Raw genomic sequence first — 25,769 nt, forward strand, 5'->3', positions numbered from 1 at the left:
TTGAGAAAAAACGGTTGCTGTTATGCGCTTATGTGAGCTGAAACAAAAAGAAATCATTAATACCTGTACCTGTCGGTGTCTGGGCTGTCCCATTGATGTGGAATTTGACTGCAAGACCGGACAGATCACAGCGCTGGTGGTCCCCGGACCGGGACGGCTGTGCAGCTTTTTTGGAAGAGAAAGCGAGTATGTGATCCCCTGGAAATGTATCTGCCAGATTGGCGATGACATTATTCTGGTTCAGATCCAGGAGGAAAAATGTTTTCGCAAAGAACATCTGACATAAGCTGTCAAGGGCTTATATTTTTTATATTTTTCTGAAAAAAGTATATTTCTTCCTGTCTCTGAGAAAGCTTTTAGTAAGCAAAAGAGAGAAGGAGGATGTTTCGATGGCGCTTAATAAAGTAGAAATCTGTGGAGTAAACACTTCTGAGCTTCCTGTTTTGAAGCCGGAGGAAAAGGAGGAACTGTTCCGCAGGATTAAGGAGGGGGATAAAGGAGCAAGAGAGCAGTACATCAAAGGAAATTTAAGACTTGTATTAAGTGTGATCAGACGGTTTCAGAACAGTAATGAAAATGCAGATGATCTGTTTCAGATCGGCTGTATCGGACTGATGAAAGCAATTGATAATTTTGATACAACACTGCAGGTTAAATTTTCCACCTATGCAGTGCCTATGATCATTGGTGAAATACGGAGATACCTGAGAGATAATAACAGTATCCGTGTCAGTCGTTCCCTGAGAGATATTGCCTATAAGGCCATTTATGCCAGAGAAAATTATACAAAGCAGTATCAGAGAGAGCCGACGATTGCAGAAATCTCTCAAGAAACAGGAATTGAAAAGGAAATGATCGTTTATGCAATGGATGCCATTCAGAATCCGGTAAGTCTTTTTGAACCAGTGTATACAGAGGGCGGAGATACTTTGTATGTGATGGATCAGATCAGTGATAAAAAGAACCGGGAAGAAAAATGGGTGGAAAATCTTTCTCTTCGGGAAGCTCTGGAAAGGCTTTCGGACAGGGAACGGCATATTATAGAAATGCGTTTTTATGACGGGAAAACCCAGATGGAAGTGGCAGAGGAAGTAGGGATTTCTCAGGCCCAGGTCAGCCGTCTGGAAAAAAATGCGCTGAAAAGTATGAAAAACTTTCTGGGAACATAAAAAATAAAAAGAATAAAAACTGCCGCAGAGCAGAAGTGAGAGTTTTATTCAGCACTTTGCCTGCGGCAGTTTTCTGTATAAGAATTGGAGGATTAAACAACACCCTGGGCTTTCATTGCCTCTACAACTTTTTCAAATCCTGCAATGTTAGCGCCTACGACGAAATTGTCTTTCATATCATAGCGCTGTGCAGCGTCATCGATTTTTCTGTAGATATCTTTCATGATGCCGTGGAGTTTTTCGTCTACTTCTTCTGCACTCCAGGAAAGTCTCATGGAGTTCTGGCTCATTTCAAGAGCTGAGGTGGCCACGCCGCCTGCGTTGGAAGCTTTTCCCGGAAGGAAGAGAACACCGTTTTCCATAGCATATTCAGTAGCATCCAAAGTAGTAGGCATATTTGCGCCTTCTACAATGTATTTGCAGCCATTGGCAATAAGAGTCTTAACAGCATCAAGGGCAAGCTCATTCTGAGTTGCACAGGGAAGATATACGTCACATTTGATATTCCAGATGCCAACGCCTTCTGTGAAGGAGGAACCTTCCACACGATCAGCATATTCTTTGATACGTCCGCGTTTTACTTCTTTAATATCCTTTACAATATCAAGCTTGATACCTGCAGGATCATGGATATATCCGTTGGAGTCGCACATTGCAACAACCTTTGCGCCAAGCTGTGTTGCTTTTTCGGCAGCGTAGATTGCAACATTTCCGGAGCCTGTAACGATTACAGTTTTTCCGCTGAGTTCATCATTGTGTGCTTTCATCAGTTCGTCAAGCATGTAAACAACACCGTATCCGGTAGCCTGAGTACGTATAAGTGATCCGCCATAGGTAAGTCCTTTGCCTGTAAGAACACCTTCGCTAAGGTCACGAATTCGCTTGTACTGGCCGTAAAGATACCCGATCTCACGTCCGCCTACACCGATATCGCCTGCCGGTACATCTGTGTCAGCGCCGATATACTTGCACAGTTCAGTCATAAAGCTCTGGCAGAAAGCCATAACCTCTCTGTCGGATTTGCCCTTGGGATCAAAGTTGGAACCGCCTTTGCCGCCGCCGATAGGAAGTCCTGTCAGAGAATTTTTGAAAATCTGTTCAAAGCCCAGGAACTTCAGAATACTCTGGTTTACAGACGGATGGAAACGAAGACCTCCCTTGTATGGTCCGATCGCGCTGTTAAACTGTACACGATAACCCTTGTTTACCTGTACCTTTCCGCTGTCATCTACCCACGGAACACGGAAGGAGATGATTCGTTCCGGCTCTACCAGACGTTCAAGAATAGAAAGTCTGCGGTATTCTTCTTCATTTTTGTCAATGACTACCTTCAGGGAATCCAGAACTTCTTTTACTGCCTGATGGAATTCCGGTTCACCCGGGTTCTGTGCTACGACTCTTTCGTATACCTCTTCTGTGTAAGACATAATAATTCCTCCTCATCCATTTTTATCCGAGTTGTCTGTTGACAGATATTGTCAGCATTGATGCTATTATACACTAAAGTGATAAGGCTGAAAAGAGAACAGCGGAAAATTTTTAAAAAATTTATAAGAAAGAAGGAGCTGTTTAAAAGAAGGATCTGTTTATTGTAAAAAATTTATGAGAATGTTTTCTGAGGCCGGAATTGATTTTCTGTAGACCAGAATGAAAAAAAATGGTATACTGTCAACTGAGGATATTGTTGGAACAATAACAGAGAGAAAGGAAAGAGGAGGGGCCTTGATCGGACAGAAGTGAAATGTGAAAGGAGAAATCATGTATGACAGGATTTAACATGAAAGTAACACCGGAGATTGAACAGCTGACAGAAATGTGTAAAGATCACAGCAGTATAGATCTGTCACTCTACGGGAAATATGATGTAAAACGAGGACTGCGTGATATTAACGGAAAGGGTGTTCTTGCAGGACTTACCCAGGTTTCCAACGTTCAGGCAGTGAAAGTAGTTGATGGAAAAGAAGTTCCCTGTGCAGGCAGTCTGTATTACAGAGGATACAATATCAAAGATCTTACAGCCGGATTTGTAAAGGACAATCGTTTTGGTTTTGAGGAAACTACATATTTGCTTTTATTCGGTGTACTGCCAGATAAAAAGCAGCTGGAAGAGTTTAAGCAGCTTCTTGCGAATCAGCGTTCACTTCCGAGAAACTTTGTCCGTGATGTGGTAATGAAAGCTCCAGGAAGAGATATTATGAACGCTCTTTCCAGAAGTGTGCTGACTCTGTACTCCTATGATAATAATCCGGATGATATTTCTCTTCCGAATGTACTTCGTCAGTGTCTGAACCTGATCAGTGTATTTCCGCTTTTGTCTGTTTACGGATATCAGGCGTATAATCACTATATAAGAGGAAAGAGTCTGTATATTCATAATCCCAAAAAAGAACTGTCTACAGCAGAGAATATTCTCCGTATTCTGAGACCGGACAAGAAATATACAGATTTGGAAGCAAAAATTCTGGATCTTGCCCTGATCCTTCATATGGAACACGGCGGAGGTAATAACTCCACCTTTACCACTCATGTAGTTTCTTCTTCTGGAACAGATACCTATTCTGCCATTGCCGCAGCTCTGGGTTCTCTGAAGGGACCAAAGCACGGAGGCGCTAACATAAAGGTGATCCGTATGTTCCAGGATATGAAAAAAGAAGTTCATGACTGGGAGGATGAGGACGAGGTACGCAATTATCTGAGACGTCTTCTCCACAAAGAGGCCTTTGACAGAAGGGGGCTTATTTATGGTATGGGCCATGCCATTTATTCTGTATCTGACCCCAGAGCGGAAGTCCTTAAAAGCTTTGTGGAAAGCCTTGCAAAAGCGAAAGGCAGGATGAAGGATTACAAGCTGTATTCCATGGTAGAAAAAATGGCGCCGGAAGTTATTGCAGAAGAACGGCGTATTTATAAGGGCGTAAGCGCCAACGTGGATTTTTACAGTGGATTTGTGTACAGTATGCTGGATCTTCCTCTGGAACTTTATACACCGATGTTTGCGGTGGCGCGTATTGTGGGCTGGAGTGCTCACCGTATGGAGGAGCTGATCAATACAGACAAGATTATCCGCCCCGCATACAAAAACGTGCTGGAAGCAGCGGAGTATGTGCCGCTTGACCAGCGCTGAAAAACAACGTAGAGCAGGAGATAAAAATGTTTCGATGTTTTTTCCCGGATGAATATCTGGAATCTGCTTATGCAGTGAACTATGAAAAATTATATCAGGAGGGAGTCAGAGGGCTTCTGTTCGATATCGATAATACGCTGGTGCCTCACGGGGCGCCGGCAGATAAACGGGCAGTGGAGCTCTTTGAGCGCCTCCGCAAAATCGGATTTAAAAGCTGCTTCTTATCAAATAACCAGATTCAGAGAGTAGCTTCTTTTAATGAAAAAATAGGGGAGCGTTTTATTGAAAACGCACATAAACCGGCAGTTCGCAACTATCAGAAGGCGATGGAACTGCTGGGAACAGACTGTTCCAACACTGTTTTTATCGGAGATCAGCTTTTTACAGATATCTACGGAGCAAAAAGAGCAGGAATCCGTAATATCCTCGTAAAGCCGATCCATCCGAAAGAAGAGATTCAGATCGTTTTAAAACGATATCTGGAAAGAATCGTACTTTATTTTTACAGGAAAGAGGAGGGGACTTTATGAACCATGTGGTGATCATCGGGTTTATGGGTTCAGGTAAGACGAGAGTAGGCAAGCAGCTTTCCAGGGATTTGGGACTGCCTTTTGTAGATCTTGAAAAACTAATTGTAAAGAAAATGAACCTCTCAGTAAGAGAGATATTTGAGAAATTTGGAGAGCCGTTTTTCCGGGCACTGGAGACAATGGCGCTGAAAGAGCTGATCAATGACAGTGAAAGAAGAGTGATTTCTCTGGGTTCCGGGCTTCCGCTTCAGGAACAGAATCAGAAATATCTGAAAGAACTGGGAACAGTGGTATACCTTAAAGGATCACTGGAAACACTGAAAAGAAGACTGGAAGGCTCCAGTAAGGATCCGGTCCTGGATGGAGATGACCGGGATGATAAGATCAAAAAGCTTCTTAAGCAGAGAGATCCTGTTTATCAGAAGTTTGCGGATATTCAGGTGGTGACAGGAGAGAAGCCATTTGAGGATCTGGTTCATGAAATTGAGGAAAAATTAGCGGTATATGAAAAAAACAGTTGAAAAAACCGCTATGGTATTATAGAATGATGGGTAGTGAACATTACAATAAGGAGGAACTAAATTATGATTTCAGCAGGTGATTTCAAAAACGGTATCACACTCGAAATTGAAGGAAATGTATGTCAGATCGTTGAATTTCAGCATGTAAAACCTGGAAAGGGTGCTGCTTTTGTCAGAACAAAATATAAAAACATTATTACAGGGGCTGTTCTGGAGAAATCCTTCCGTCCTACAGAGAAATTCCCGCAGGCTCGTATTGACCGCGTGGATATGAGCTATCTGTACAATGACGGTGATCTTTACAACTTTATGAATGTGGAGACCTATGATCAGATCGCGCTTACAGCAGAGCAGGTTGGAGATTCTCTGAAGTTTGTAAAAGAGAACGAGATTGTTAAAATCTGTTCTCATAACGGCAATGTATTTGCAATTGAGCCGCCTCTCTTTGTTGAGCTTGAGGTAATTGAGACAGAGCCTGGTTTTGCAGGAAATACTGCTCAGGGAGCTACTAAACCGGCAACTGTTGAAACAGGCGCACAGGTACAGGTTCCGCTGTTTGTAAATCAGGGAGATAAATTAAAAATTGATACAAGAACAGGCGAGTATCTGTCCCGCGTTTGATTTGGATAAAATCTGAAAACGTATTTAAGTAAGAGGCTGTATCAGAAGTGATCTCAGCAGTATTTTTGGACATTTTTTCTGTGAGCTGTAGGCTTTCGGAAATAAAATGTGTTGAAATATACTGTAGAGACAGGCTGATAACAGCCTCGTTCTGATATAAGGAGAAAAAATATGGAATACAGAATTTTAGGAAAAACAGGGCTGAAAATTTCCAGACTTGGATTTGGAGGAATTCCAATTCAGAGAATTGATGCTGAGGGAACAAAAAAACTTCTTCACGAAATGGTGAAAAAAGGAATTAATTATATTGATACGGCAAGAGGATATACAGTCAGCGAAGAATACCTGGGATATGCCCTGGAAGGAATCCGTGATAAATTTGTTGTGGCAACAAAATCCATGGCAAGAACAAAAGAGGCAATGAAAGCAGATATTGAGACAAGCCTTGGAAATCTCCGCACAGATTATATTGATCTTTATCAGGTGCATAATCCAAGCATGGAACAGCTGGAGCAGGTTATGGGGGAGGACGGCGCCCTTCAGGCTCTTCAGGAGGCAAAGGAGGAGGGGAAAATCGGACATATTGGTCTTACCGCTCACTCTACAGCCGTTTTTGAAAAGGCGTTGGAGCTTGACTGGGTGGAAACGATCATGTTTCCGTATAACATCGTAGAAAATCAGGGAGAGGAGCTGATCCGCCGCTGTACAGAAAAAAATATTGGATTCATTGATATGAAACCTCTGGCAGGAGGCGCGATTGAGGACTCTTCCCTTGCTCTTCGTTATATCTGTGCCAACAGAGCGGTGACAGTTGTAATTCCGGGAATGGCAGAGATAACAGAACTGCATCAGAATATAAAGGCATGTGAGGATGAATCTCCTTTCTCAGAAGAAGAACTTCATAAAATAGAAGAAATAAAAAAACAGCTGGGTACAGACTTTTGCCGAAGATGTAATTACTGCGCTCCCTGTACGGTGGGAATTAATATTCCAAGTGTATTTCTGTTTGCGGGATACCTTCAGAGATATAATCTGGCAGACTGGGCAAAAGACCGATACAGTACACTGCCGGTAAAGGCGTCTGCATGTATTGAATGCGGAGAATGTGAGAAGAGATGCCCGTATCATCTTCCAATCAGAGAAAAACTGAAAAAATGCGCTGAGGATATGGGCGAGTAGAGTGTGAAGCTGAAAAAACTGCGGACGATTCAGGAAAATTTCTGAAAACATCCACAGTTTTTTGTTATGTACGGTTTAGTTTGCTTTTTTTCTTCCTGGCTCAAAGAACATAAAGAACAGAGCGCTTACAAGAAGAATATATGGATAATAAAGATTTGGCATAATGTCAAAGGCTGACATTTCAAATCCAAGCTCCGCAGCAGTAGAAAGTGCGATCAGCATCTGAGCTCCATAGGGGATCACGCCCTGGAATACACAGGAAAAGGTGTCCAGGATAGAAGCGGTTGTCTGAGGCGTTACATCGTATTCCTCTGCCATTTCCTTTGCGATTGGGTTAGCCATAACAATGGCAACTGTATTATTGGCTGTTGCAATATCCATAGCGCCTACAAGAAGTCCCATGCCCAGCTTTCCGCCTTTCTGGGTTTTAAAGATACGGCGGATAAAGTTTAAAAGTGCAGTAAATCCATCATACTTCTGGATTAGCGCACAGATGGCAGATACCAGGATTGCCACCATTGTGGTTTCATACATACCGGCGGCCCCGGTTCCCATGTTTGCCAGAAGGTCCGTTGCCTGAGTTGCTCCTGTTGCCAGAACAATAACAGAACCGGAAGCAATTCCGATCAGAAGAACTACAAAAACATTGATACCGATAATACCTCCCACCAGCACAAGAAGATAGGGGATGATGCGGATCAGGTTGTAATCTTTGATGATCGCTGCGCTGTCTGTACCGCCTGAAGTACGGATAAAAATAATCGCCAGAGTCACGAGAGCAGCAGGAAGGGCAATTTTAAAGTTGGCCCGGAATTTATCCTTCATTGCACACCCCTGACCATTGCAGGCAGCGATGGTCGTATCGGAGATAAAAGAAAGATTATCGCCAAACATAGCGCCGCCCATAACAGCGCCTACGCACAGTGGAGCTGCGAAGCCGGAAGCTGTGGACACGGCAAGGGCGATAGGAGTAATAAGAGTGATGGTTCCAACAGAAGTTCCCATGGCAAGTGACACGAAACAGCTTACCACAAACAGTACGATCACTGCAAAGCGTGCCGGAATCACAGAAAGCAGAAAATATGCTACGCTTTCTGCACTTTCCCGTCCTACAACTCCTACAAAAATACCTGCAACCATAAAAATCAGGATCATGGTAACAATATTTTTATTACCTACACCCTGTGCCATTACAGAAAGCTTTTCGTCAAAGCTTAATTGGGGGTTCTGGATACATGCAACCAGAAGAGCAGTCAGAAATGAAACCACAATGGGAATATTATAAAATCCCATGGGAATTTTCAGAACATACTCAAAAAGAATTCCCAGTCCCAGATACATAACCAGGAATACTGCAATTGGAAGAAGTGCCTTCCAGTTTCCTTTCTTCATATTCGTTTTCCTCCATAAAAGTAACATGCTTTCCGTGTACAAACATATTGCGGATGCGGAAAGTATACTTCATTGTAACATTAAATATGCTGTGATACTACATAAAAATTATTTTTTTCCATGGAAGCAAAACTGGTAAGACCAATTTAGACGTTGTTGACATATTCATTAAAGAAAAACGGGCAGATATCAGTCAGTTTTCCTATTGTGCAAAAAAAGATATGTGCTATAATGAAAAACGCTGATTTAAAAGTTACAACTGTAACATTTTACTGTATCAAATATTGAATTATCCATAGAGAAGGAGACAGGATATGAAGTATATGAGACAATTCGGGATCATCCTGGGTGTCACCTGCGCAGGGGAACTGATGAAATATTTTATCCCACTTCCGATTCCGGGAAGCATTTATGGACTTTTACTTATGTTTGTACTGCTTTTTACAAAAGTGATCAAGGTGGAACAGGTAAAGGATGTAGGGGAGTTTCTTATCGAGATCATGCCGCTAATGTTTATTCCTGCAGGCGTAGGGCTGATGGCATCCTGGGGAGAGCTGCAGGGATTCCTAGTGCCTCTTCTTGTGATCACAGTAGCTACCACCTTTATTGTTATTTTTGTGACAGGAAAAGTAACGGATTTTATGATGGACCGTAAGGAAAAAAATAAGGAAAGAGAACAGGAAACGATAGGAGGGATGAAAAAAGATGGAAAACATGGTGCTTAATTCGGCAACGCTGGGATTTGTGATCAGTCTTCTGGCATATGAGATTGGACTTGCAGTAAAGAAAAAATGGAAACTGGCAATCTTAAATCCTCTTCTGATCTCCATTCTTCTGGTTATCGGCGTTCTGATCTTATTTGATGTGGAATACGACAGCTATAATGCCAGCGCACAATATTTGAGCTATCTGCTTACTCCGGCAACTGTCTGTCTTGCTATTCCTCTGTATATTCAACTGGATGTTCTGAAAAAGAATGTGGTTGCCATTATGGTGGGAATTTTATCAGGAGTGGCTGCAAGCCTGGGAAGTATCCTGGCTATGGCTATGGCGTTCGGGTTAAGTCACAAAGAATATGTGACTCTTCTTCCAAAATCTATTACAACAGCTATCGGAATGGGCGTTTCTGAAGAACTGGGAGGATATGTGACAATTTCAGTTGCCACAATTATTATTACAGGTGTTCTTGGAAATATTTTTGCAGAGTCATTATGTAAGCTGTTCCGTATCCGTCATGCAGTTTCCAGAGGGCTGGCAATCGGAACGGCGGCTCATGCGGTAGGAACGGCCAAAGCAATGGAAATGGGAGAAGTAGAAGGGGCTATGAGCAGCCTTGCAATCGTAGTATGCGGACTTTGCACAGTGGTTGGAGCCTCTGTGTTTGCCAATTTCCTGTGAAAAAACAGTAAAAAAACATCCCGGCGGGATCCGTCTGTCGGGAACATATTGTATCATCTTCATGCTGCATAGAGTTCCTCTGTGCAGCTATTTTACAGCGCTTTATGATAATTTTCGTGTTGCATAGGGGGTTATTTTGGCGTAAAAAGCACCGTTTTGGCGAGAATTCAAACACTGCAATAAAAGCAAGAAACCCAGTAAATACAGGCATTCCTGTACTTACTGGGTTTTCTTAAAAGTGGACCTGGCGGGAATTGAACCCGCGTCCGAAAGCCTATCCCTTGCGGCATCTCCCATCACAGTCGCTGTTTTAACATTCCCTCGGCAACACGCCCACCGACAGGCTTGCTACTTCAGTAGCTTCATAATACATCTACCGGGGCAAAGCTTACCCGGCAAGGTTTCTCACATAGTTGACGCCAGGTTCCTGATGTGTGAGTGCATCAGGGCTGACGAGCAGCAATTAGGCTGCTAACGCGTACTGTTCGTTTGCGTTTATATTTAGGTTCCCGGTTGGTACGCAGTCCAGGAGTCTGCGGATGGCTTCCCCAACTTCAAAGCCCCCGTCGAAACCAGTACAAGCCCTTAGAAATAAGATGACTGCCGGTAAACAGACGAACGTAAGCTTTTCTGTCTTTATATATTAGAAGAAATTCAGTCATATGTCAAGGGTGGTTTTTGTTTTTCTTCCAGACAGGATTTTGTTTTTCTAGGCTTTAAAAGCAAAAAGGACAAAGTGTTTCCGGTATGGGAGTTTATCCGTTATATCACGGGGATGACAAAAGTTTCTGTTCAGGTATGGATATCTCTGTGGTTCAGCTCCCATATGGATGCGGCGCTGAATACAATGGTAAACAGGCATACAAAAATAAGAAATGGCAGCAGTTCACCGGACATGGCATTCTCAGATTTGTTGGCGTTCATGCCAAGGAGCATCAGGCAATAGGGCCAGAAGAAACCTGCCCCTTCACTGTTTAGTACTGTGCCGAGAACACTTCCCACCAGTCCAACAGCAATAGGAATGGAAAAACTTCGTATTTTCATAGAAAGGAACAGCTGAAGAGCGCATATGGGAAGTGTCCCTACAGTACCTCGGAGAAGCCATAAAAAAATATCAGGAGGAAACAATCCGGGAAGACCGGCTATTTTTCCGCAGATCAGATATAAGATTCCTGTCCAGAGCTGTGTCAGCAGTGTGATTGCCAGGATAATGGCAAGCTTTGCGAAATAAATACAGCATACAGGAACAGGAGCAGTCATAATGGAGTTCCAATTATTGTTTCGATGTTCCAGACGCCATAAATAGGAGCAGTAAAGTCCGATCAGCGGTGCAAAAAAGAAGCTTGCATAAAATAAAGTATGCTGTGTCCAGAGAGAATACCATTGAGAGGTTAAAATCTCCAGATTCTGAAGATAATTAAAGGTTCCCATGATTGCCGGGATAATGGGAATCAGAATACACGCAGGAAGGATCAGGGAATGATGAAGCTTTCTGCGCTCGGTAAGAATACAGCGGGTAAGCATAGATTAAACCTCCTTTTTTACAACAATCATGCGACAGATCATATAAATTAAAACGCCTGCTGCCAGAAAAATCAAAAACCGGGATAATGGGAAGGAAATCACATAATAGTCAATAATTCTTGTATCAGGATCCCAGTTCATACCAATCATAGAGAAATTCGCATAATATCCCCAGAGTACCAGATACGCTACAGGCTTTGGGAAAAACAGGGAAAAAAGTCCAAGAAAGCTGCCGGCAATTCCAATTCCCAGAGGAAGAAGCTGACTGTGGGATACCAGTGACAGCGTTTGTTGTATGGAGAGAACTACAGCGCTGACTGCAAAGACTGTGATCAGATATATGAAAAATCTGGAAAGGCTGAAGGCGCCCAGATGTTCTACTGTTCCCAGGAAAAGAATCATGATCCCCTGTCCGATAATGAAAAATGTTATATACCGGAGACAGCTCAGATATTTAAAGTCAAAAAAACTGCCCTGTTTCTGCATAGTATAAAGGATTTTTAGAGTATCTCCTTTTACTTCCATATCACAGACGCGACTGGCGATTACAGATATCATTAATGGCATCAGGATCGTATTTATAATAGGAAGATTGTAAAACATCATCAGATATCCCTGCGAAATGTCAGAGGACTTCGCAGAGTTGATCTGCCACATTGTCCAAAGTGTCTCAAAAATAAGAAAGCCAAGTGGAACAAGAAAGGCTTTTGTATGACGGAGCTTCTTGTGTTCTGCCCGTATTTGTCTCAGTGTTACAGAAGTCATAAGCTCACCTGCTTTCCTGTAAGATGAAGGAAAATTTCTTCCAGGCTCATCTGATGTTCTTCCAGCCTTAAAATTCCAATGCCGGAATTTACCAGAAGAGAAACAGCCTGCATGATCCGGTTGTCTTCCAGGGTGTTCAGCATGATCCGGCCATCCTGCCACTGTGAGGAAATGCCGGAATGTTTCAGATACTGAAGGGCTTTCTGGTTATCAGAGGTATGGAGAAGTATTTTTGAGCGGCTGTGCTCATGGAGAACATGAAGGCTGTCCTGAAAGATAAGTTCTCCCTGGTTGATGATTCCTACGTGAGTTGCCATCTGGTCTATTTCTGAAAGAAGATGGCTTGAAATAAGAACCGTAATACCCAGGGCATCGGGAAGAGAACAGATCAGTTCCCTTATTTCCTGGATTCCGGCTGGATCCAGTCCGTTGGTAGGTTCGTCCAGAAGGAGAAGCTTGGGCTTTCCCAGAAGAGCTGCGGCCAGTCCAAGGCGCTGTTTCATTCCAAGAGAATACTGACTGACTTTTTTGTTTTGCTGTTCTTCCATACGAACGATAGAAAGAACTCTGGAAATGTCTTTTTCGGGAACATTCTTCAGCGTGCAGATGATCTGCAGATTTTCTTTTCCGGTAAGATGCCCGTAATAGGCAGGCGACTCAATCAGAGAGCCTGTGGCGTCGAGGATGCTCAGGCGGTTCCCGGAGCAGACTTCCTTTCCAAAAATCTGGATATTTCCCTTTGTAGGCAGGATCAGTCCAAGAAGCATTTTGAGAGTTGTTGATTTTCCTGCGCCGTTTGGTCCGAGAAAGCCATAAATGCTTCCTCCCGGAACACGCAGATCTAACTGATCTACAACTGTTTTATCCTTATATTTTTTTGTAAGAGAATCGGTGGTAATGACAGGTCCCATATAAAGTTCCTCCTGTAAAATTAATTGTTATTTTCTGAATTGATGACAGTATAGAATATCAGACTTATGTGAGACTTAACTATACCTTATTTTTAGCTTAAATTTGCACAGGAGCAGTTGGAATGGGTAAAAAAATAAACTATAATAAGAAAATAAATGGATAAGCGGGAGGGGGATTTTATGGATATATATGAACGTAAACTTATGCTTGTAGATGACAATCAGGAGCTTCTGGAGATGATTGCAGACATTTTGAAACAGAGCGGTTATCGAAATGTGGTAAAAGCCAAAAGCGTGCAGGAGGCGTTGGAGGTTTTTCGGGCGGAGAATCCGGATATGGCAGTTCTGGATGTGATGTTGCCTGATGGAGACGGATTTCATCTGTTTCAGAAACTGAGAGAAAATTCAGAGATTCCTATACTTTTTCTGTCCGCCAGAGATGAGGACAGAGACAGACTTTTTGGACTGGGACTTGGAGCTGACGACTATATTACCAAACCATTTTTACCGCCGGAGCTGGTTTTGAGAGTTACTGCTATACTGAAAAGAACCTATCGTATAGAAAAAATCCAGGAGGAACATATTCTGCGTCTGGGCAGTCATGAAATACTGTTTGATTATGGAGTTGTACGTTTTCAGGGAAATGAGACTTCCCTTACGGCAAAGGAGCTGGCGCTGCTTTTAAAGCTGAAGGAAAACAGAGGTAGAATCGTCACTTTTGATGCTTTATGCAATGCTGCATGGGGAGATGGTTATTATGGATATGAGAATACGCTGATGGTACATATCCGGCATCTGAGAGAAAAAATTGAGGACGATCCCTCGCATCCGCAGTGGCTTCTTACTGCCCGGGGACTGGGCTACCGGCTGGCAGCGAAACCGGGAGGGAGAGCATGAAAAGTCTTTTTAAGATCATCAGCAGATATTCTGTTACAGCCGGCGTGATTATCAGTGTCATACTGTTCAGCAATATAGCAGTTTTTATGGCGATAGGCTACCATAATATCATTGCTTCAGAACAGCAGGATTTTAAGAGCAGTTCTCTGGAAAAAGTGGGAAAGGAATTTTACAGAACAGGTGAAAACTGGGCTCTGTCAGCGAATGGTATACGGGAACTGGAAGAGTCGGACTTTAAATGGTGCATGGCTCTGGATAAAACAGGGGAGGTTGCCTGGGAATGGAAACTTCCTTCAGATTTTGAGCGTTCGTACACGATTTCGGATGTGGCGAAATTTACAAGATGGTATCTTCATGATTATCCGGTAGCAGTCTGGGAAGCAGAAGAACTGCTTCTGGTCGTAGGGCTGGATCCGGAATTTTTTTCCAGATACAGTGAGATCTTTACGTTGGGCAATATTATGATGATCCCTCAGTATATCAAATGGGGACTGATCGTAAATGCCATTGTAATTATACTTTTTGTTGTTCTTCTTGGCTATCGGTTTTATCAGACATTAAAGCCTTTGGGAAGAGGAATAGAAAAACTGTCCAGGGAAGAGAAGGTAAAATTGCATGAAAGGGGAATGACGGGGGTTTTGGCAGCTCAGATTAACAGAACTTCTGAAATTCTTCAGGAACAGAAGCAAAAGCTTACAAAAAGAGATCTGGCAAGAACTGAGTGGATCTCAGGTGTTTCACATGATATCCGTACGCCTCTGGCCTTGATTGTAGGTTATACGGACCGGATTTCCAAAAGTCCCAACCTTAACCAGGAGGAGAAAGCTTTAGCTGATGCGGTGTGCAGACAGAGTATGGTGATCCGGCAGCTGATCACTGACCTGAATCTTACATCAAAACTGGCATATGAGGCCCAGCCACTGAACAGACAGGAATGTTCTCCGGCTTTCATTCTCCGGGAGTGTGCGGCAGATATTTATAATGAAAAGATTGAACAGGGAAAGAATCGGGAACCGGAAGTGGAACTTCTGATTCCGGCAGATATGGAAAAAGTCTATATTTTTGCAGACAGCGGTCTTCTTAAACGCGCGCTGCGGAATTTGATCGGAAACAGTGTAAGACATAATCCTGATGGATGTCAGGTAACGGTAAAGCTGTATAGAAAAAATGAAAAAATATATATTTCGGTGAAGGATACGGGAAAAGGAATTCCGGAACTCGTAGTGCAGAACATGGACAATCAGACGGATAAAGTCCATATTATGGGATTAAGGCTTGCCAGACAGATTATAAGAGCCCATGGAGGGGAGCTGATTTTTGAGAAAAGAGATTCGGGTACTTATGATGCGACTCTGGAATTATCGGTATCGAAGCTGCGCCCGTAAGGAGAATACTTCTTTTTGTTTTGGACGGGATTCAGAACCCGGAAGAAGCTATTTTTCGATTGTATTTCGTGAAGATAGCGTCTATAATATGTATGACTAAAACGAAAGGATAAGAGGTATTTATGTACACGCTTAAAAAATTTATCCGTTACTACGGACCTTATAAAACAGTGTTTTTTCTGGATCTCCTGTGCGCAGCCATTATCAGTATGGTGGATCTGGCATTTCCGCAGATCCTCAGAACACTGACAGCAACTATTTTTACAGAAGAGCCTTCTACTATCCTGAAGGCCCTTCTTCCAATCGGACTGTGTCTTCTTCTCATGTACGTCATTCAGAGTTTTTGTGTGTATTATGTGGGTTATCAGGGCCATATGATGGGCGCAAAAATGGAGCGGGATATGAGACAGCAGCTTTTTGACCATTATGAAAAGCTGTCTTTTTCCTACTACGATCAGAATAATTCCGGTCAGATGATGAGTAAGCTGGTGTCAGACCTTTTTGATATTGCGGAGTTTGCCCATCATGGTCCGGAGAACCTGTTTATTTCTCTGATCAAGATTGTGGGTTCCTTTGTTTTTCTGTTTCTTATTAACTGGAGACTGGCGATCCCGCTTCTGATCCTGGTATTTATCATGCTGGTATTTTCCATGAAACAGAACCGGAGAATGCAGGAAACTTTTATGGACAACCGCAGAAAAATCGGTGATGTGAACTCCAGCCTTCAGGATACTCTGGCAGGAATCCGTGTGGTACAGTCCTTTGCCAACGAAGAAGTAGAGCGCAAAAAATTTGGCAGAAGCAATCAGGCTTTTCTTCATTCCAAGAACGCAAATTACAGATGTATGGGAAATTTCATGGGATGGAACCGTTTCTTTCAGGGAATGATGTATCTGGTGACTCTGGTGTTCGGCGGACTTCTCATTGCGAGAGGAAAAATGAATGCCGGAGATCTGGCGATGTATGCTTTGTATATTGGCATTTTTGTAAGTCCTATCCAGATTCTTGTGGAGCTGATCGAAATGATGCAGAAAGGATTTTCCGGATTTCGCCGTTTTCTGGACGTGATGGAAACAGAGCCGGATATTGTGAATGCCCCGGATGCAGAGCCTCTTACTGATGTGAAGGGAGAGGTGTCCTATGAAAACGTGTCCTTCCATTACAGTGATGACGAGACACTGGTTCTTGATAATATTTCATTTACCATTCCTGCAGGGCGTTCCATTGCGCTGGTAGGTCCTTCCGGAAGTGGCAAAACCACCATCTGTTCCCTGCTTCCAAGATTTTATGATGTAACCGGAGGTCGGATTACGATTGATGGCAAAGAGGTTGGAAAGCTGACTCTGGAATCACTGAGAAGCCAGATCGGTCTTGTGCAGCAGGATATTTATCTTTTTGGAGGAAGCATCAAAGAAAACATTGCTTACGGCAAACCATCCGCATCTATGGATGAGATTATTGAGGCTGCGAAAAAAGCAAATATCCATGATTTTATCATGTCCCTTCCTGACGGATATGACACTTTTGTAGGAGAACGCGGAACAAGACTGTCAGGAGGTCAGAAACAGAGGATTTCCATTGCCAGAGTATTTCTGAAAAATCCGCCGATTCTTATTCTGGACGAAGCCACAAGCGCTCTTGATAATGAAAGTGAGCGCTGGATCCAGAAAAGTTTGGAGGAGCTTTCAAAAAACAGAACAACCATTACCATTGCCCATCGTCTTTCCACCATACGGAATGCAGATGAGATTCTTGTGGTTGCAGATAATGGAATTGCAGAGCGTGGTTCTCACGAGGAGCTTCTTGCGAAAAACGGAATCTATGCACATTATTATCAGATGAGCTGATAAAATGATAAATCCCGGAGAAAAATTTCTGGAGTCTGCCAGAAAATTTTGCTCCGGGATATTTTTAAAGTACAAAATTTTTTAAAATCTGTTTTAGCGTTCACAGAAGAAACATAAACTTCTGGTATCATAAATAAAAAAGAGAAAAGGCAGATCTGGACAGGCTGAACGAAGGTATGCTTCTTTAGCACAGAACAGGAAGATTGGCAAAATAAAAATTGTTTTGCCTGTCAAAATCTCTTATAATCATTATAAATCAAAACAGGAGGTATTCATATGGAAGCCCTGAAAATACTTGTAGTAGATGACGAAAGCCGTATGCGAAAGCTGGTAAAGGATTTCCTGACCAAAAAAGGATTTCAGGTTCTGGAAGCAGGAGACGGTGAGGAAGCCATGGATCTTTTTTATAGAGAAAAGGATATTGCTCTGATTCTTCTTGATGTCATGATGCCGAGAATGGATGGATGGGAGGTATGCCGTGAAATCCGTAAAAATTCCAAAGTTCCCATTATTATGCTGACAGCGAGAGGGGATGAGAGGGACGAGCTTCTGGGATTTGAGCTTGGCGTGGACGAGTACATTTCCAAACCCTTCAGTCCGAAGATCCTTGTGGCAAGAGTAGAGGCGATTTTAAGAAGAACAGGACAGGATACTGCGGAAAATATTCTTTCTGCAGGAGGGATCGTTATAGATAAAGCGGCTCATCAGGCAACTGTAGACGGAGAGCCTATGGAACTGAGTTTTAAAGAATTTGAACTTCTCACATATTTTCTGGAAAATGAGGGGATTGCTCTTTCCAGAGAAAAAATCCTCAATTCTGTATGGAACTATGATTATTTCGGAGATGCCCGTACCATTGACACCCATGTAAAGAAGCTGAGAAGCAAAATGGGAGAAAAAGGTGAGTATATTAAGACCGTATGGGGAATGGGCTATAAATTTGAGGTTGATGAGGCATGAGCAGGAAACTGTTTTCTGAAAAGAAGAGTTTTCGGATAAAAAAACAGGAAAAAAGTCACGAGAAGAAAATTTATTCTCTGAGGCATCAGCTGGAATTTTTCTTTATTGGACTGCTTGTGGTTTCTATGTGTACCATTACTGCCATTAACTTTCTGTTTCTGGAACGGTATTATATTACAAAAAAAACAGAGGTTCTGGAGGCAGCGGTCAATGATCTTCAAAAACTGAAGATTGTAACAGATCCGGAAGGAAAAAGTACGGCAGAAATTTCTGACAGTCTGAAAAGAGAATGTTCGGAAAATAACCTCACCTGGATCATAATCACAGTGGATGGCAAAGAGGTTGCCTCGGAAGGCGGCAATGAAAAAATGCTGCAGGCCCGTCTTATTGGTTATGCATATGATCTGGATGAGCAAAATGACAGGACAAAAATTCTGGATTCAACAGATACCTATGTGATCCAGCAGGTCAGCGACAGATTTGTGGAAATGGATTATGTAGAAAGCTGGGGAACCCTGGACAATGGGTGCTTCTTCCTGATCCGGACTCCACTGGAAAGCATTCGTGACAGTGTGTTTATTTCCAACAGCTTTTACTTTTTTGTAGGGATACTGATCATTGCCATCAGCGCAGTTATTTTATGGGCAGTGACAAAAAGGATCACCAATCCCATCAGCGAGCTGACGGTTCTTTCCAGCAGAATGAAAAATCTTGATTTTGATGCAAAATATAAATGCAGGGCAGGTAATGAGATCGATGAGCTTGGAGAAAATTTCAACAAAATGTCAGAAGAGTTGGAAAAGACTATTTCAGAGCTGAAATCTGTAAATAATCAGCTTCAGAAAGATATAGAGAATAAGATCCGTATTGACCAGCAGAGACAGGAATTTCTGAATAATGTGTCTCATGAACTGAAAACTCCCATTGCTCTTGTGCAGGGATATGCAGAGGGCCTGAAGGAAAATATTTCAGATGATCCGGAAAGCAGAGAATTTTACTGTGATGTGATCATGGATGAGGCGGCCAAGATGAATAAACTTGTGAAAAATCTCCTGACGCTGAACCATCTGGAAGAAGGCCGGGACGAAGTAAAAATGGAACGCTTTGACATTGTAAGTCTGATAAAAGGTGTTCTTCAGTCCATGGACATTATGATTCAGCAGAAAGAGGCAAAAGTCAGCTTTGATACAGAGAACCCCGTGTATGTGTGGGCAGATGAATTCCGGATTGAAGAGGTTGTTACCAACTATACCAGCAATGCTCTGAATCATCTGGATGGAGACAGAGAAATCGAAATCTGTGTGTGCCCTGAAGGCGACAGAGTGAAAATTACTGTGTTTAATACGGGAAGCCCAATACCGGAAGCAGATATTCCCAATCTCTGGAAAAAGTTTTATAAAGTGGATAAAGCAAGAACCAGAGAATATGGAGGAAGTGGAATCGGACTTTCTATTGTTAAGGCAATCATGGAAAGCCATAATCAGGAGTACGGTGTTCGCAATTATGATAATGGTGTAGAATTCTGGTTTACTCTTGACTGCGTAAATTAATACAGAATATAGAAACAAAAATCGACAGATGTGAAGAAAGCTCTTTGCATCTGTCGTTTTTTAGGGTATACTTGACGTAGCCCATGGAAAATGGATACAGATACGAGTTGGTTTCAGTGATTTTGGACAGGATAAAAAGTAGAAATCCATTCTCTGAAATCAGTCAGCTGAAAATATCTGGCAGAAAAAAGGAATTTCAGTAATAAGATAAAGAGGTGACAATTATGGCTCCTTTGTCAGGAGAGTGGCTGGAAGCGCTGAAAGGCGAGTTTCATCAGCCATATTATACTAAATTATACAAAACAGTTATGCAGGAATATAATACTCGAAAGATTTTTCCTCCTGCAGAAGATATGTTTAATGCATTTCATTTTACGCCGCTCAGCGAAGTAAAAGTGGTGATTCTGGGACAGGACCCCTATCATAACGACGGACAGGCTCACGGCCTGTGTTTTTCTGTAAAAAAAGATGTGGAGATTCCGCCGTCTCTTGTAAATATTTATCAGGAGCTCCATGATGATCTGGGCTGTTATATTCCGGATAACGGATATCTGGAAAAGTGGGCTCATCAGGGAGTGCTTCTGCTGAATACTGTGCTTACTGTACGGGCGCATCAGGCCAATTCTCACAGAGGGATCGGCTGGGAGCAGTTTACCGATGCCGCAATCCGTATTCTCAATGAACAGGATCGTCCAATTGTATTTCTTCTTTGGGGACGTCCGGCCCAGATGAAAAAATCCATGCTGAACAATCCGAAGCATTTGATCCTGGAAGCGCCTCATCCAAGTCCGCTGTCTGCGTACAGAGGATTTTTCGGATGCAGACATTTCAGCAGGACAAACGAATTTTTAAGAGAAAACGGTCTGGAGCCAGTTGACTGGCAGATCGAAAATAAAGAGCAGGTGTGAAGGAGACATCATGGGAAAAAAGAATAATCTTGTAAGAAATGCCTCCTTTTTGATGATCGCGGCAATGATATCCAAGATCATAGGTCTTTTGTATAAAAGCCCTTTATCCTCTATTGTTGGAAATATGGGAATGGGTTATATCAGCCTTGCTCAGAATGCATATATGATCCTTTTGATGATCGCATCTTTCAGTATTCCTCAGGCAGTATCGAAGCTGATTTCCGAAAGGATTGCTTTAAGAGATTACAAAAATGCACAGAAAATATTCAGGGGATCTATGATCTATGCGGCTGTGGTAGGCGGAGCAGTAGCTCTTTTCTGCCTTTTCGGCGCCAGATTTATTATTCCCCGTAATCAGCCGAATGCAGTTCTGGCTTTGCAGATTTTATCCCCTACCATATTCCTTTCCGGAATTCTTGGCGTGTACAGGGGATATTTTCAGGCATACAGAAATATGCTTCCCACATCAGTTTCTCAGATCCTGGAACAGATTTTTAATGCCATTGTAAGTCTTCTTGCGGCATGGCTTTTTATCAGAAATCTTTCAGACGGGACACCTGAACAGGTGGCAAAATGGGGAGCTGCCGGTTCGACAGTGGGAACAACTGCCGGAGTAGTGACAGCGCTTTTGTTTATGATAATGGTTTACGGAATGAACCGAAAAGGCATTCGTGCCAGAGTAAAAAGCGATCGGAGACACAGAGAAAAATCATATGGGGATATTCTGAAACTGATCATGCTGATCGTATCTCCTATTATCCTCAGCGCATTTATTTATAATGTAAACGGGTATCTGAACGGGGTTCTTTATTCGGAAATCCTTGGAACGCAGGGGGCAGATGCAGACCAGTTAAGTATGATGTATGCGGAGTATGCAACATATTTTATGAGCATCATCAATATTCCTCTGACACTTTCCAGCGCTGCGCCCACCTCTATGATACCTGAGGTTTCCGCTCTTTATGCTACAGGCGCAGTAAAAGAAACCAGAAGAAAAATTGACCAGACAGTACAGCTTTCCATGTTTATTTCTGTTCCCTGTGCAGTGGGACTGGCTGTTCTTGCGCAGCCCATTGTGTCTCTGCTGTTTGGAGGAACCAATGGTATAGCCGGAAAGCTTTTGATGCTGGGTTCCTTTACGATCCTGTTAAATGGAATGTCAAATATTTCAAACGGAGTGCTTCAGGGAATCGGAAGACCAAAGATTCCAATGATCACCGCTGCAGTAGCGCTGGTGGTAGATGTGATAGCAGTTGTTCTGCTGTTACTTTTTACAGATCTTGGAATTTATTCTTTGCTGGTTGCAATGATTATTTATGCGGTTGTTGTATGTATCCTGAATGACAGAGCTATGAAAAGATATCTTCGATACAAAAATCCGTGGAGATCTGCGTATCTGAATCCGATTCTCGCATCTGTTCCTATGGGAGCTGTGGCAGGTCTTGTATATTATGGCCTGTACAGACTGATCCAGTCAAATGTAATTTGTCTGTGCCTTTCCATTGCTCTGGCAGGAGCTACCTATTTTATGGTATATATTCTGCTGGAAAAACCTTCTCAGGAGTGGCTGAGAAGAATGCCGGGAGGCGCTGTTCTGGTAAAAATATTTGGAAGAATGTTTTAAGTTAATGAAAATGTAGAACAGATAAAAAGTCCCTCAGTATCGGGGGACTTTTTCCAGTTCCAGAAGCTTTAGTTTGCGTTCCAGTCCTCCGGCGTATCCGGTAAGACTTCCATTGCTTCCAAGCACTCTGTGACATGGCACGATAACAGAAACCGGATTGTGAGAAACCGCATTTCCTACAGCCTGTGCAGACATGCGTTCCAGACCTCGTTTTTGTGCAAGAACAGCAGCGATTTCTCCATAAGTGACCGTGGTTCCATAAGGGATATCACAAAGAATTTTCCATACTTCTTTCTGAAATTCTGTTCCTTTCAGATGTAGAGGAACAGAAAAATCCGGTTCCTGTCCGGAAAAATAAAGATTGAGCCAGCGCTTTGCCAGATCCAATACAGAATATGATTTTTCCTCATGACTTTCGTCCAGATGAAGAGCAAAATATTTTTGTCCGTAAAACCATAATCCTGTCAGTCCCATATCGTCCGCAGCCAGAAGAATTTTGCCAAGAGGAGATTGATAACGGCTGATATACTGCATAATACCTCCATGTAAGTGTGTTTTATGGGCGTATTATAATTCTTTCTGGGAGGAAAAACAAGACACGTATATTGTACAAAATATAAACAAGAAAATTTAATTTCAGTAAAAAACTTACTTGATTTCATTTGTCAGTTTACTTTTTGATGTTTGTTTGTGCTCTGCGGTAATTTTTAATTGAGATACCCCAAAAAGTATGTTAAACTGTATACAGCATGTATTTTTCAGGATAAAGAAAATAAGGAGAATGCAGTATGAGGAAAATTGCTATTGTAACTGACAGCAACAGTGGCATTACGCAGGACGAGGGAAGAAAGCTTGGGATTTCTGTTCTGCCGATGCCCTTTTATATTAATGAAGTGATGTATCTGGAGGGAGTTACTCTTTCTCAGGAAGAATTTTATGAGCGCCTGAAAAAAGACGAGCCTATTTCCACTTCGCAGCCAAATCCGGGCGAAGTCTGCGGACTGTGGGATACACTTTTAAAGGAATATGATGAAATCGTGCATATTCCCATGTCAAGCGGACTGAGCGCTTCCTGTGAGACAGCTATGGGACTTGCCCGCGACTATGAGGGTAAAGTTCAGGTTGTGGATAATCAGAGAATTTCTGTAACTCAGAAACAGTCCGTACTGGATGCTCTTGCTCTTGCTCAGGCAGGTAAAAATGCTGCGGAGATCCGCGAGATCCTGGAGGCAGAAAAGCTGGAATCAAGTATTTATATTACTTTGGAAACCCTAAAATATCTTAAAAAAGGCGGACGTATCACTCCGGCTGCGGCAGCGATTGGTACAGTTTTGAACCTGAAGCCGGTACTTCAGATACAGGGCGAAAAGCTGGATGCTTATTCTAAGGTAAGAGGCAAAAAGCAGGCAAAGAGAGTAATGCTGAAGGCTCTGAAAGAGGATCTTGACAATCGGTTTGCAGAATATGCAGAAAATGGTGATATGTGCCTTGAAATGGCATATACAGGAAACCGGGAGGAAGCAGAGGAATTCAAAAAAGAGGTTCAGGAAATGTTTCCGGATTATGAAATTCAGATGGATCCTCTTTCCTTAAGTGTTGCCTGTCATATCGGACATGGTGCGCTTGCAGTTGCTTTAACAAAAAAGGCTACAGTCTGAAAAAAGAAAAGAATAAATACGAGGAGTCATAAGACATGAAAAAACTGATGGAAATTATGGCAGAGGAGCTTTCCTCAGCCTTTGAAAAAGCCGGATATGATCCGGAATACGGAAAGGTAACAGTATCCAACAGACCGGATCTCTGTGAGTTCCAGTGCAACGGGGCAATGGCAGGAGCCAAGGCATACAAAAAAGCTCCGTTTATGATCGCTGATGATGTGGTGGAATATTTAAAAGACAGCCAGGTATTTTCTGTGGCAGAGGTGGTAAAACCGGGATTTATCAATCTGAAAGTAAAAGAAGAGTTTCTTGCGGATTATCTGAAAGAAATGGCGGAAGATCCTAAATTTTCTGTTGCCCAGGCAGAAAATCCCAAAACGATCATTATTGATTATGGCGGACCAAATGTGGCAAAACCACTTCATGTAGGTCATCTTCGTTCTGCCATTATCGGAGAGAGCATCAAGAGAATCGGTCGTTTTGTAGGTCATAAAGTGATCGGTGACGTACATCTGGGCGATTGGGGACTTCAGATGGGACTGATCATCACAGAGTTGAAACACCGTAAACCGGAACTGGTATATTTTGATGACAGCTATCAGGGAGAATACCCTGCAGAAGCGCCGTTTACCATTGGGGAACTGGAAGAGATTTATCCATGTGCCAGCGGAAAATCCAAAGAGGATGAGGATTACCGCAACGAGGCCCTGGAGGCAACTCATCTTCTGCAGCAGGGAAAACCGGGATATATGGCTCTCTGGAACCATATCATGCAGGTTTCTGTAACAGACCTTAAAAGAAATTATGATAATCTGAACGTTTCCTTTGACTTGTGGAAAAAGGAATCGGACGCACAGCCTTATATTCCGGATATGGTTCAGGCAATGAAGGATCAGGGATTTGCATATGAAGATCAGGGCGCTCTTGTTGTAGATGTAAAGGAAGATACAGATACGAAGGAAATTCCTCCTTGTATGCTTTTAAAATCAGACGGCGCCTCCCTTTATACAACAACTGATCTCGCAACCATCGTAGAGCGTATGAAACTTTATGAGCCGGACGAGATTCTTTATGTGGTGGATAAACGTCAGGAGCTTCATTTTATCCAGGTGTTCCGCTGCGCCAGAAAGACCGGTCTTGTGAAAGAGGACACCAAACTTTCTTTCCTTGGTTTCGGTACCATGAACGGAAAAGACGGCAAGCCTTTCAAGACAAGAGAAGGCGGTGTTATGCGTCTGGAACGCCTGATTGCAGATATTGACCAGGAAATGTACAGCAAAATTGTAGAAAACAGAAGTGTAAAAGATAAGGATGCCACAGAAACAGCTCAGATTGTAGGTTTGTCTGCAATTAAGTACGGGGATCTTTCCAATCAGGCAACCAAGGATTATGTTTTTGATATTGATCGCTTTACTTCTTTTGAGGGAAATACAGGCCCGTACATTCTTTATACGATTGTCCGGATCAAATCTATTCTGAACCGTTATATGGAAGAGGGAGGAAGCCTCGAAGGGATCAGGATGCTTCCGGCAGTAAACAGCAGTCAGAAGAACCTGATGCTGGAGCTGACAAAATTCGGCGCAACCGTGGAGAATGCTTTTGAGGAAAAAGCGCCTCATAAGATCTGCGCATATATTTATGAGGTTTCCAATGCATTTAACAGCTTTTATCATGGAACAAAGATCTTAAGCGAGGAAGATCAGGCACAGAAGGAATCTTTCCTGAAGCTTCTTGATGTGACCAAAGGAATTCTGGAGACAAGCATTGATCTTCTGGGATTTTCCGCACCGGATCGTATGTAAAATA

Annotated in this window: 24 protein-coding genes and 1 other RNA gene; 18 read left to right on the forward strand and 7 right to left on the reverse strand. The window is 42.6% G+C overall.

Annotation, left to right across the window (positions count from 1 at the left end; genetic code table 11):
• The first annotated feature begins 22 nt into the window (after positions 1-22).
• Together LU279_RS10835 and sigG are read left to right on the forward strand one after the other, a co-directional pair.
• Positions 23-286 (forward strand): PRC-barrel domain-containing protein, encoded by a 264-nt coding sequence (locus LU279_RS10835; protein WP_022066822.1) that lies wholly within the window; start codon positions 23-25, stop codon positions 284-286.
• Between the two features lie 103 nt (positions 287-389).
• Positions 390-1,169, forward strand: a complete 780-nt coding sequence (sigG, locus tag LU279_RS10840) for an RNA polymerase sporulation sigma factor SigG (protein WP_274422523.1) — start codon at positions 390-392, stop codon at positions 1,167-1,169.
• Positions 1,170-1,261: 92 nt separating this feature from the next.
• Here the strand turns inward: sigG and gdhA are convergent, their stop codons facing one another.
• Complete coding sequence (gdhA, locus tag LU279_RS10845; RefSeq protein ID WP_274422524.1) at positions 1,262-2,596, reverse strand: NADP-specific glutamate dehydrogenase; 1,335 nt, start codon at positions 2,594-2,596, stop codon at positions 1,262-1,264.
• Between the two features lie 335 nt (positions 2,597-2,931).
• Here gdhA and LU279_RS10850 point away from each other — a divergent pair, with 335 nt between their 5' ends.
• The 5 genes from LU279_RS10850 to LU279_RS10870 all read left to right on the forward strand — a co-directional run bounded on the left by LU279_RS10850 (position 2,932) and on the right by LU279_RS10870 (position 7,144).
• Positions 2,932-4,293 carry a citrate/2-methylcitrate synthase gene (locus LU279_RS10850; RefSeq protein ID WP_274422525.1) on the forward strand — a complete coding sequence of 454 codons (1,362 nt, stop codon included), beginning with the start codon at positions 2,932-2,934 and terminating at the stop codon, positions 4,291-4,293.
• Positions 4,294-4,319: 26 nt separating this feature from the next.
• Complete coding sequence (locus tag LU279_RS10855) at positions 4,320-4,823, forward strand: YqeG family HAD IIIA-type phosphatase (RefSeq protein ID WP_022066826.1); 504 nt, start codon at positions 4,320-4,322, stop codon at positions 4,821-4,823.
• Positions 4,820-5,344 carry a shikimate kinase gene (locus LU279_RS10860; protein ID WP_274422526.1) on the forward strand — a complete coding sequence of 175 codons (525 nt, stop codon included), beginning with the start codon at positions 4,820-4,822 and terminating at the stop codon, positions 5,342-5,344. The genes LU279_RS10855 and LU279_RS10860 overlap by 4 nt, the downstream gene beginning before the upstream one ends.
• Positions 5,345-5,407: 63 nt before the next feature.
• Positions 5,408-5,965, forward strand: coding sequence for an elongation factor P (efp, locus tag LU279_RS10865; protein ID WP_274422527.1), 558 nt, complete (start codon positions 5,408-5,410; stop codon positions 5,963-5,965).
• A 171-nt stretch (positions 5,966-6,136) separates the two neighbouring features.
• A complete protein-coding gene (locus LU279_RS10870; RefSeq protein WP_274422528.1) occupies positions 6,137-7,144 on the forward strand; it encodes an aldo/keto reductase in 1,008 nt (335 codons plus the stop codon).
• A 75-nt stretch (positions 7,145-7,219) separates the two neighbouring features.
• Here the strand turns inward: LU279_RS10870 and LU279_RS10875 are convergent, their stop codons facing one another.
• Positions 7,220-8,536 carry a Na+/H+ antiporter NhaC family protein gene (locus LU279_RS10875; protein WP_274422529.1) on the reverse strand — a complete coding sequence of 439 codons (1,317 nt, stop codon included), beginning with the start codon at positions 8,534-8,536 and terminating at the stop codon, positions 7,220-7,222.
• Positions 8,537-8,850: 314 nt separating this feature from the next.
• On the opposite strand from LU279_RS10875, the gene LU279_RS10880 reads away from it, so the two are divergent.
• Together LU279_RS10880 and LU279_RS10885 are read left to right on the forward strand one after the other, a co-directional pair.
• Positions 8,851-9,261, forward strand: a complete 411-nt coding sequence (locus LU279_RS10880) for a CidA/LrgA family protein (protein WP_274422531.1) — start codon at positions 8,851-8,853, stop codon at positions 9,259-9,261.
• Entirely contained in the window at positions 9,242-9,934 is a 693-nt protein-coding gene (locus LU279_RS10885) for an LrgB family protein (protein ID WP_274422532.1), read from the forward strand. The genes LU279_RS10880 and LU279_RS10885 overlap by 20 nt, the downstream gene beginning before the upstream one ends.
• Before the next feature lie 236 nt (positions 9,935-10,170).
• Here LU279_RS10885 and ssrA read toward each other — a convergent pair.
• The 4 genes from ssrA to LU279_RS10905 form a co-directional block, all read right to left on the reverse strand.
• Positions 10,171-10,519, reverse strand: a transfer-messenger RNA (tmRNA) gene (gene ssrA, locus LU279_RS10890).
• Positions 10,520-10,726: 207 nt separating this feature from the next.
• The gene (locus tag LU279_RS10895) at positions 10,727-11,458 is read right to left on the reverse strand and encodes an ABC transporter permease (protein ID WP_274422533.1); all 732 of its coding nucleotides are present in this window, start codon (positions 11,456-11,458) and stop codon (positions 10,727-10,729) included.
• A 3-nt stretch (positions 11,459-11,461) separates the two neighbouring features.
• The gene (locus LU279_RS10900) at positions 11,462-12,223 is read right to left on the reverse strand and encodes an ABC transporter permease (protein ID WP_274422535.1); all 762 of its coding nucleotides are present in this window, start codon (positions 12,221-12,223) and stop codon (positions 11,462-11,464) included.
• The gene (locus tag LU279_RS10905) at positions 12,220-13,134 is read right to left on the reverse strand and encodes an ATP-binding cassette domain-containing protein (RefSeq protein ID WP_274422536.1); all 915 of its coding nucleotides are present in this window, start codon (positions 13,132-13,134) and stop codon (positions 12,220-12,222) included. Before LU279_RS10905 ends, LU279_RS10900 begins: the two co-directional genes overlap by 4 nt.
• Before the next feature lie 180 nt (positions 13,135-13,314).
• On the opposite strand from LU279_RS10905, the gene LU279_RS10910 reads away from it, so the two are divergent.
• The 7 genes from LU279_RS10910 (at position 13,315) to LU279_RS10940 (ending at position 22,305) form a co-directional block, all read left to right on the forward strand.
• The gene (locus tag LU279_RS10910) at positions 13,315-14,031 is read left to right on the forward strand and encodes a response regulator transcription factor (protein WP_274422537.1); all 717 of its coding nucleotides are present in this window, start codon (positions 13,315-13,317) and stop codon (positions 14,029-14,031) included.
• Positions 14,028-15,416 (forward strand): sensor histidine kinase, encoded by a 1,389-nt coding sequence (locus tag LU279_RS10915; RefSeq protein ID WP_274422538.1) that lies wholly within the window; start codon positions 14,028-14,030, stop codon positions 15,414-15,416. Before LU279_RS10910 ends, LU279_RS10915 begins: the two co-directional genes overlap by 4 nt.
• A gap of 122 nt (positions 15,417-15,538) precedes the next feature.
• The gene (locus LU279_RS10920; protein ID WP_274422539.1) at positions 15,539-17,263 is read left to right on the forward strand and encodes an ABC transporter ATP-binding protein; all 1,725 of its coding nucleotides are present in this window, start codon (positions 15,539-15,541) and stop codon (positions 17,261-17,263) included.
• A 276-nt stretch (positions 17,264-17,539) separates the two neighbouring features.
• The gene (locus LU279_RS10925) at positions 17,540-18,223 is read left to right on the forward strand and encodes a response regulator transcription factor (RefSeq protein ID WP_274422540.1); all 684 of its coding nucleotides are present in this window, start codon (positions 17,540-17,542) and stop codon (positions 18,221-18,223) included.
• On the forward strand, positions 18,220-19,773 hold the full coding sequence (locus LU279_RS10930; RefSeq protein WP_274422541.1) for a sensor histidine kinase: 1,554 nt from the start codon (positions 18,220-18,222) through the stop codon (positions 19,771-19,773). The genes LU279_RS10925 and LU279_RS10930 overlap by 4 nt, the downstream gene beginning before the upstream one ends.
• Before the next feature lie 224 nt (positions 19,774-19,997).
• A complete protein-coding gene (ung, locus tag LU279_RS10935; protein WP_274422542.1) occupies positions 19,998-20,681 on the forward strand; it encodes a uracil-DNA glycosylase in 684 nt (227 codons plus the stop codon).
• A gap of 10 nt (positions 20,682-20,691) precedes the next feature.
• Positions 20,692-22,305, forward strand: coding sequence for a putative polysaccharide biosynthesis protein (locus tag LU279_RS10940; RefSeq protein ID WP_274422543.1), 1,614 nt, complete (start codon positions 20,692-20,694; stop codon positions 22,303-22,305).
• A gap of 33 nt (positions 22,306-22,338) precedes the next feature.
• On the opposite strand, the gene LU279_RS10945 is transcribed toward LU279_RS10940, so the two are convergent.
• A complete protein-coding gene (locus tag LU279_RS10945; protein WP_274422544.1) occupies positions 22,339-22,839 on the reverse strand; it encodes a methylated-DNA--[protein]-cysteine S-methyltransferase in 501 nt (166 codons plus the stop codon).
• Positions 22,840-23,093: 254 nt separating this feature from the next.
• Between LU279_RS10945 and LU279_RS10950 the strand changes: the two genes are divergently transcribed.
• Positions 23,094-23,963, forward strand: coding sequence for a DegV family protein (locus LU279_RS10950; RefSeq protein ID WP_274422545.1), 870 nt, complete (start codon positions 23,094-23,096; stop codon positions 23,961-23,963).
• Between the two features lie 35 nt (positions 23,964-23,998).
• The gene (gene argS, locus LU279_RS10955; protein WP_274422546.1) at positions 23,999-25,765 is read left to right on the forward strand and encodes an arginine--tRNA ligase; all 1,767 of its coding nucleotides are present in this window, start codon (positions 23,999-24,001) and stop codon (positions 25,763-25,765) included.
• Positions 25,766-25,769: the final 4 nt, after the last annotated feature.

The organism is Blautia sp. XA-2221 (assembly GCF_028767025.1).
In the GTDB taxonomy this organism is placed as follows: Bacteria; Bacillota; Clostridia; order Lachnospirales; family Lachnospiraceae; genus Blautia_A.

Coding starts and splice junctions, on each gene's coding strand:
- LU279_RS10905 (WP_274422536.1), bottom strand. CDS start 13,134: ATGGGACCTGTCATTACCACCGATTCTCTTACAAAAAAATATAAGGAT.
- efp (WP_274422527.1), top strand. CDS start 5,408: ATGATTTCAGCAGGTGATTTCAAAAACGGTATCACACTCGAAATTGAA.
- LU279_RS10885 (WP_274422532.1), top strand. CDS start 9,242: ATGGAAAACATGGTGCTTAATTCGGCAACGCTGGGATTTGTGATCAGT.
- LU279_RS10875 (WP_274422529.1), bottom strand. CDS start 8,536: ATGAAGAAAGGAAACTGGAAGGCACTTCTTCCAATTGCAGTATTCCTG.
- LU279_RS10855 (WP_022066826.1), top strand. CDS start 4,320: ATGTTTCGATGTTTTTTCCCGGATGAATATCTGGAATCTGCTTATGCA.
- LU279_RS10925 (WP_274422540.1), top strand. CDS start 17,540: ATGGAAGCCCTGAAAATACTTGTAGTAGATGACGAAAGCCGTATGCGA.
- LU279_RS10880 (WP_274422531.1), top strand. CDS start 8,851: ATGAAGTATATGAGACAATTCGGGATCATCCTGGGTGTCACCTGCGCA.
- LU279_RS10915 (WP_274422538.1), top strand. CDS start 14,028: ATGAAAAGTCTTTTTAAGATCATCAGCAGATATTCTGTTACAGCCGGC.
- LU279_RS10940 (WP_274422543.1), top strand. CDS start 20,692: ATGGGAAAAAAGAATAATCTTGTAAGAAATGCCTCCTTTTTGATGATC.
- LU279_RS10950 (WP_274422545.1), top strand. CDS start 23,094: ATGAGGAAAATTGCTATTGTAACTGACAGCAACAGTGGCATTACGCAG.
- LU279_RS10835 (WP_022066822.1), top strand. CDS start 23: ATGCGCTTATGTGAGCTGAAACAAAAAGAAATCATTAATACCTGTACC.
- LU279_RS10870 (WP_274422528.1), top strand. CDS start 6,137: ATGGAATACAGAATTTTAGGAAAAACAGGGCTGAAAATTTCCAGACTT.
- LU279_RS10930 (WP_274422541.1), top strand. CDS start 18,220: ATGAGCAGGAAACTGTTTTCTGAAAAGAAGAGTTTTCGGATAAAAAAA.
- LU279_RS10900 (WP_274422535.1), bottom strand. CDS start 12,223: ATGACTTCTGTAACACTGAGACAAATACGGGCAGAACACAAGAAGCTC.
- LU279_RS10920 (WP_274422539.1), top strand. CDS start 15,539: ATGTACACGCTTAAAAAATTTATCCGTTACTACGGACCTTATAAAACA.
- LU279_RS10860 (WP_274422526.1), top strand. CDS start 4,820: ATGAACCATGTGGTGATCATCGGGTTTATGGGTTCAGGTAAGACGAGA.
- sigG (WP_274422523.1), top strand. CDS start 390: ATGGCGCTTAATAAAGTAGAAATCTGTGGAGTAAACACTTCTGAGCTT.
- argS (WP_274422546.1), top strand. CDS start 23,999: ATGAAAAAACTGATGGAAATTATGGCAGAGGAGCTTTCCTCAGCCTTT.
- LU279_RS10895 (WP_274422533.1), bottom strand. CDS start 11,458: ATGCTTACCCGCTGTATTCTTACCGAGCGCAGAAAGCTTCATCATTCC.
- ung (WP_274422542.1), top strand. CDS start 19,998: ATGGCTCCTTTGTCAGGAGAGTGGCTGGAAGCGCTGAAAGGCGAGTTT.
- LU279_RS10910 (WP_274422537.1), top strand. CDS start 13,315: ATGGATATATATGAACGTAAACTTATGCTTGTAGATGACAATCAGGAG.
- LU279_RS10850 (WP_274422525.1), top strand. CDS start 2,932: ATGACAGGATTTAACATGAAAGTAACACCGGAGATTGAACAGCTGACA.
- gdhA (WP_274422524.1), bottom strand. CDS start 2,596: ATGTCTTACACAGAAGAGGTATACGAAAGAGTCGTAGCACAGAACCCG.
- LU279_RS10945 (WP_274422544.1), bottom strand. CDS start 22,839: ATGCAGTATATCAGCCGTTATCAATCTCCTCTTGGCAAAATTCTTCTG.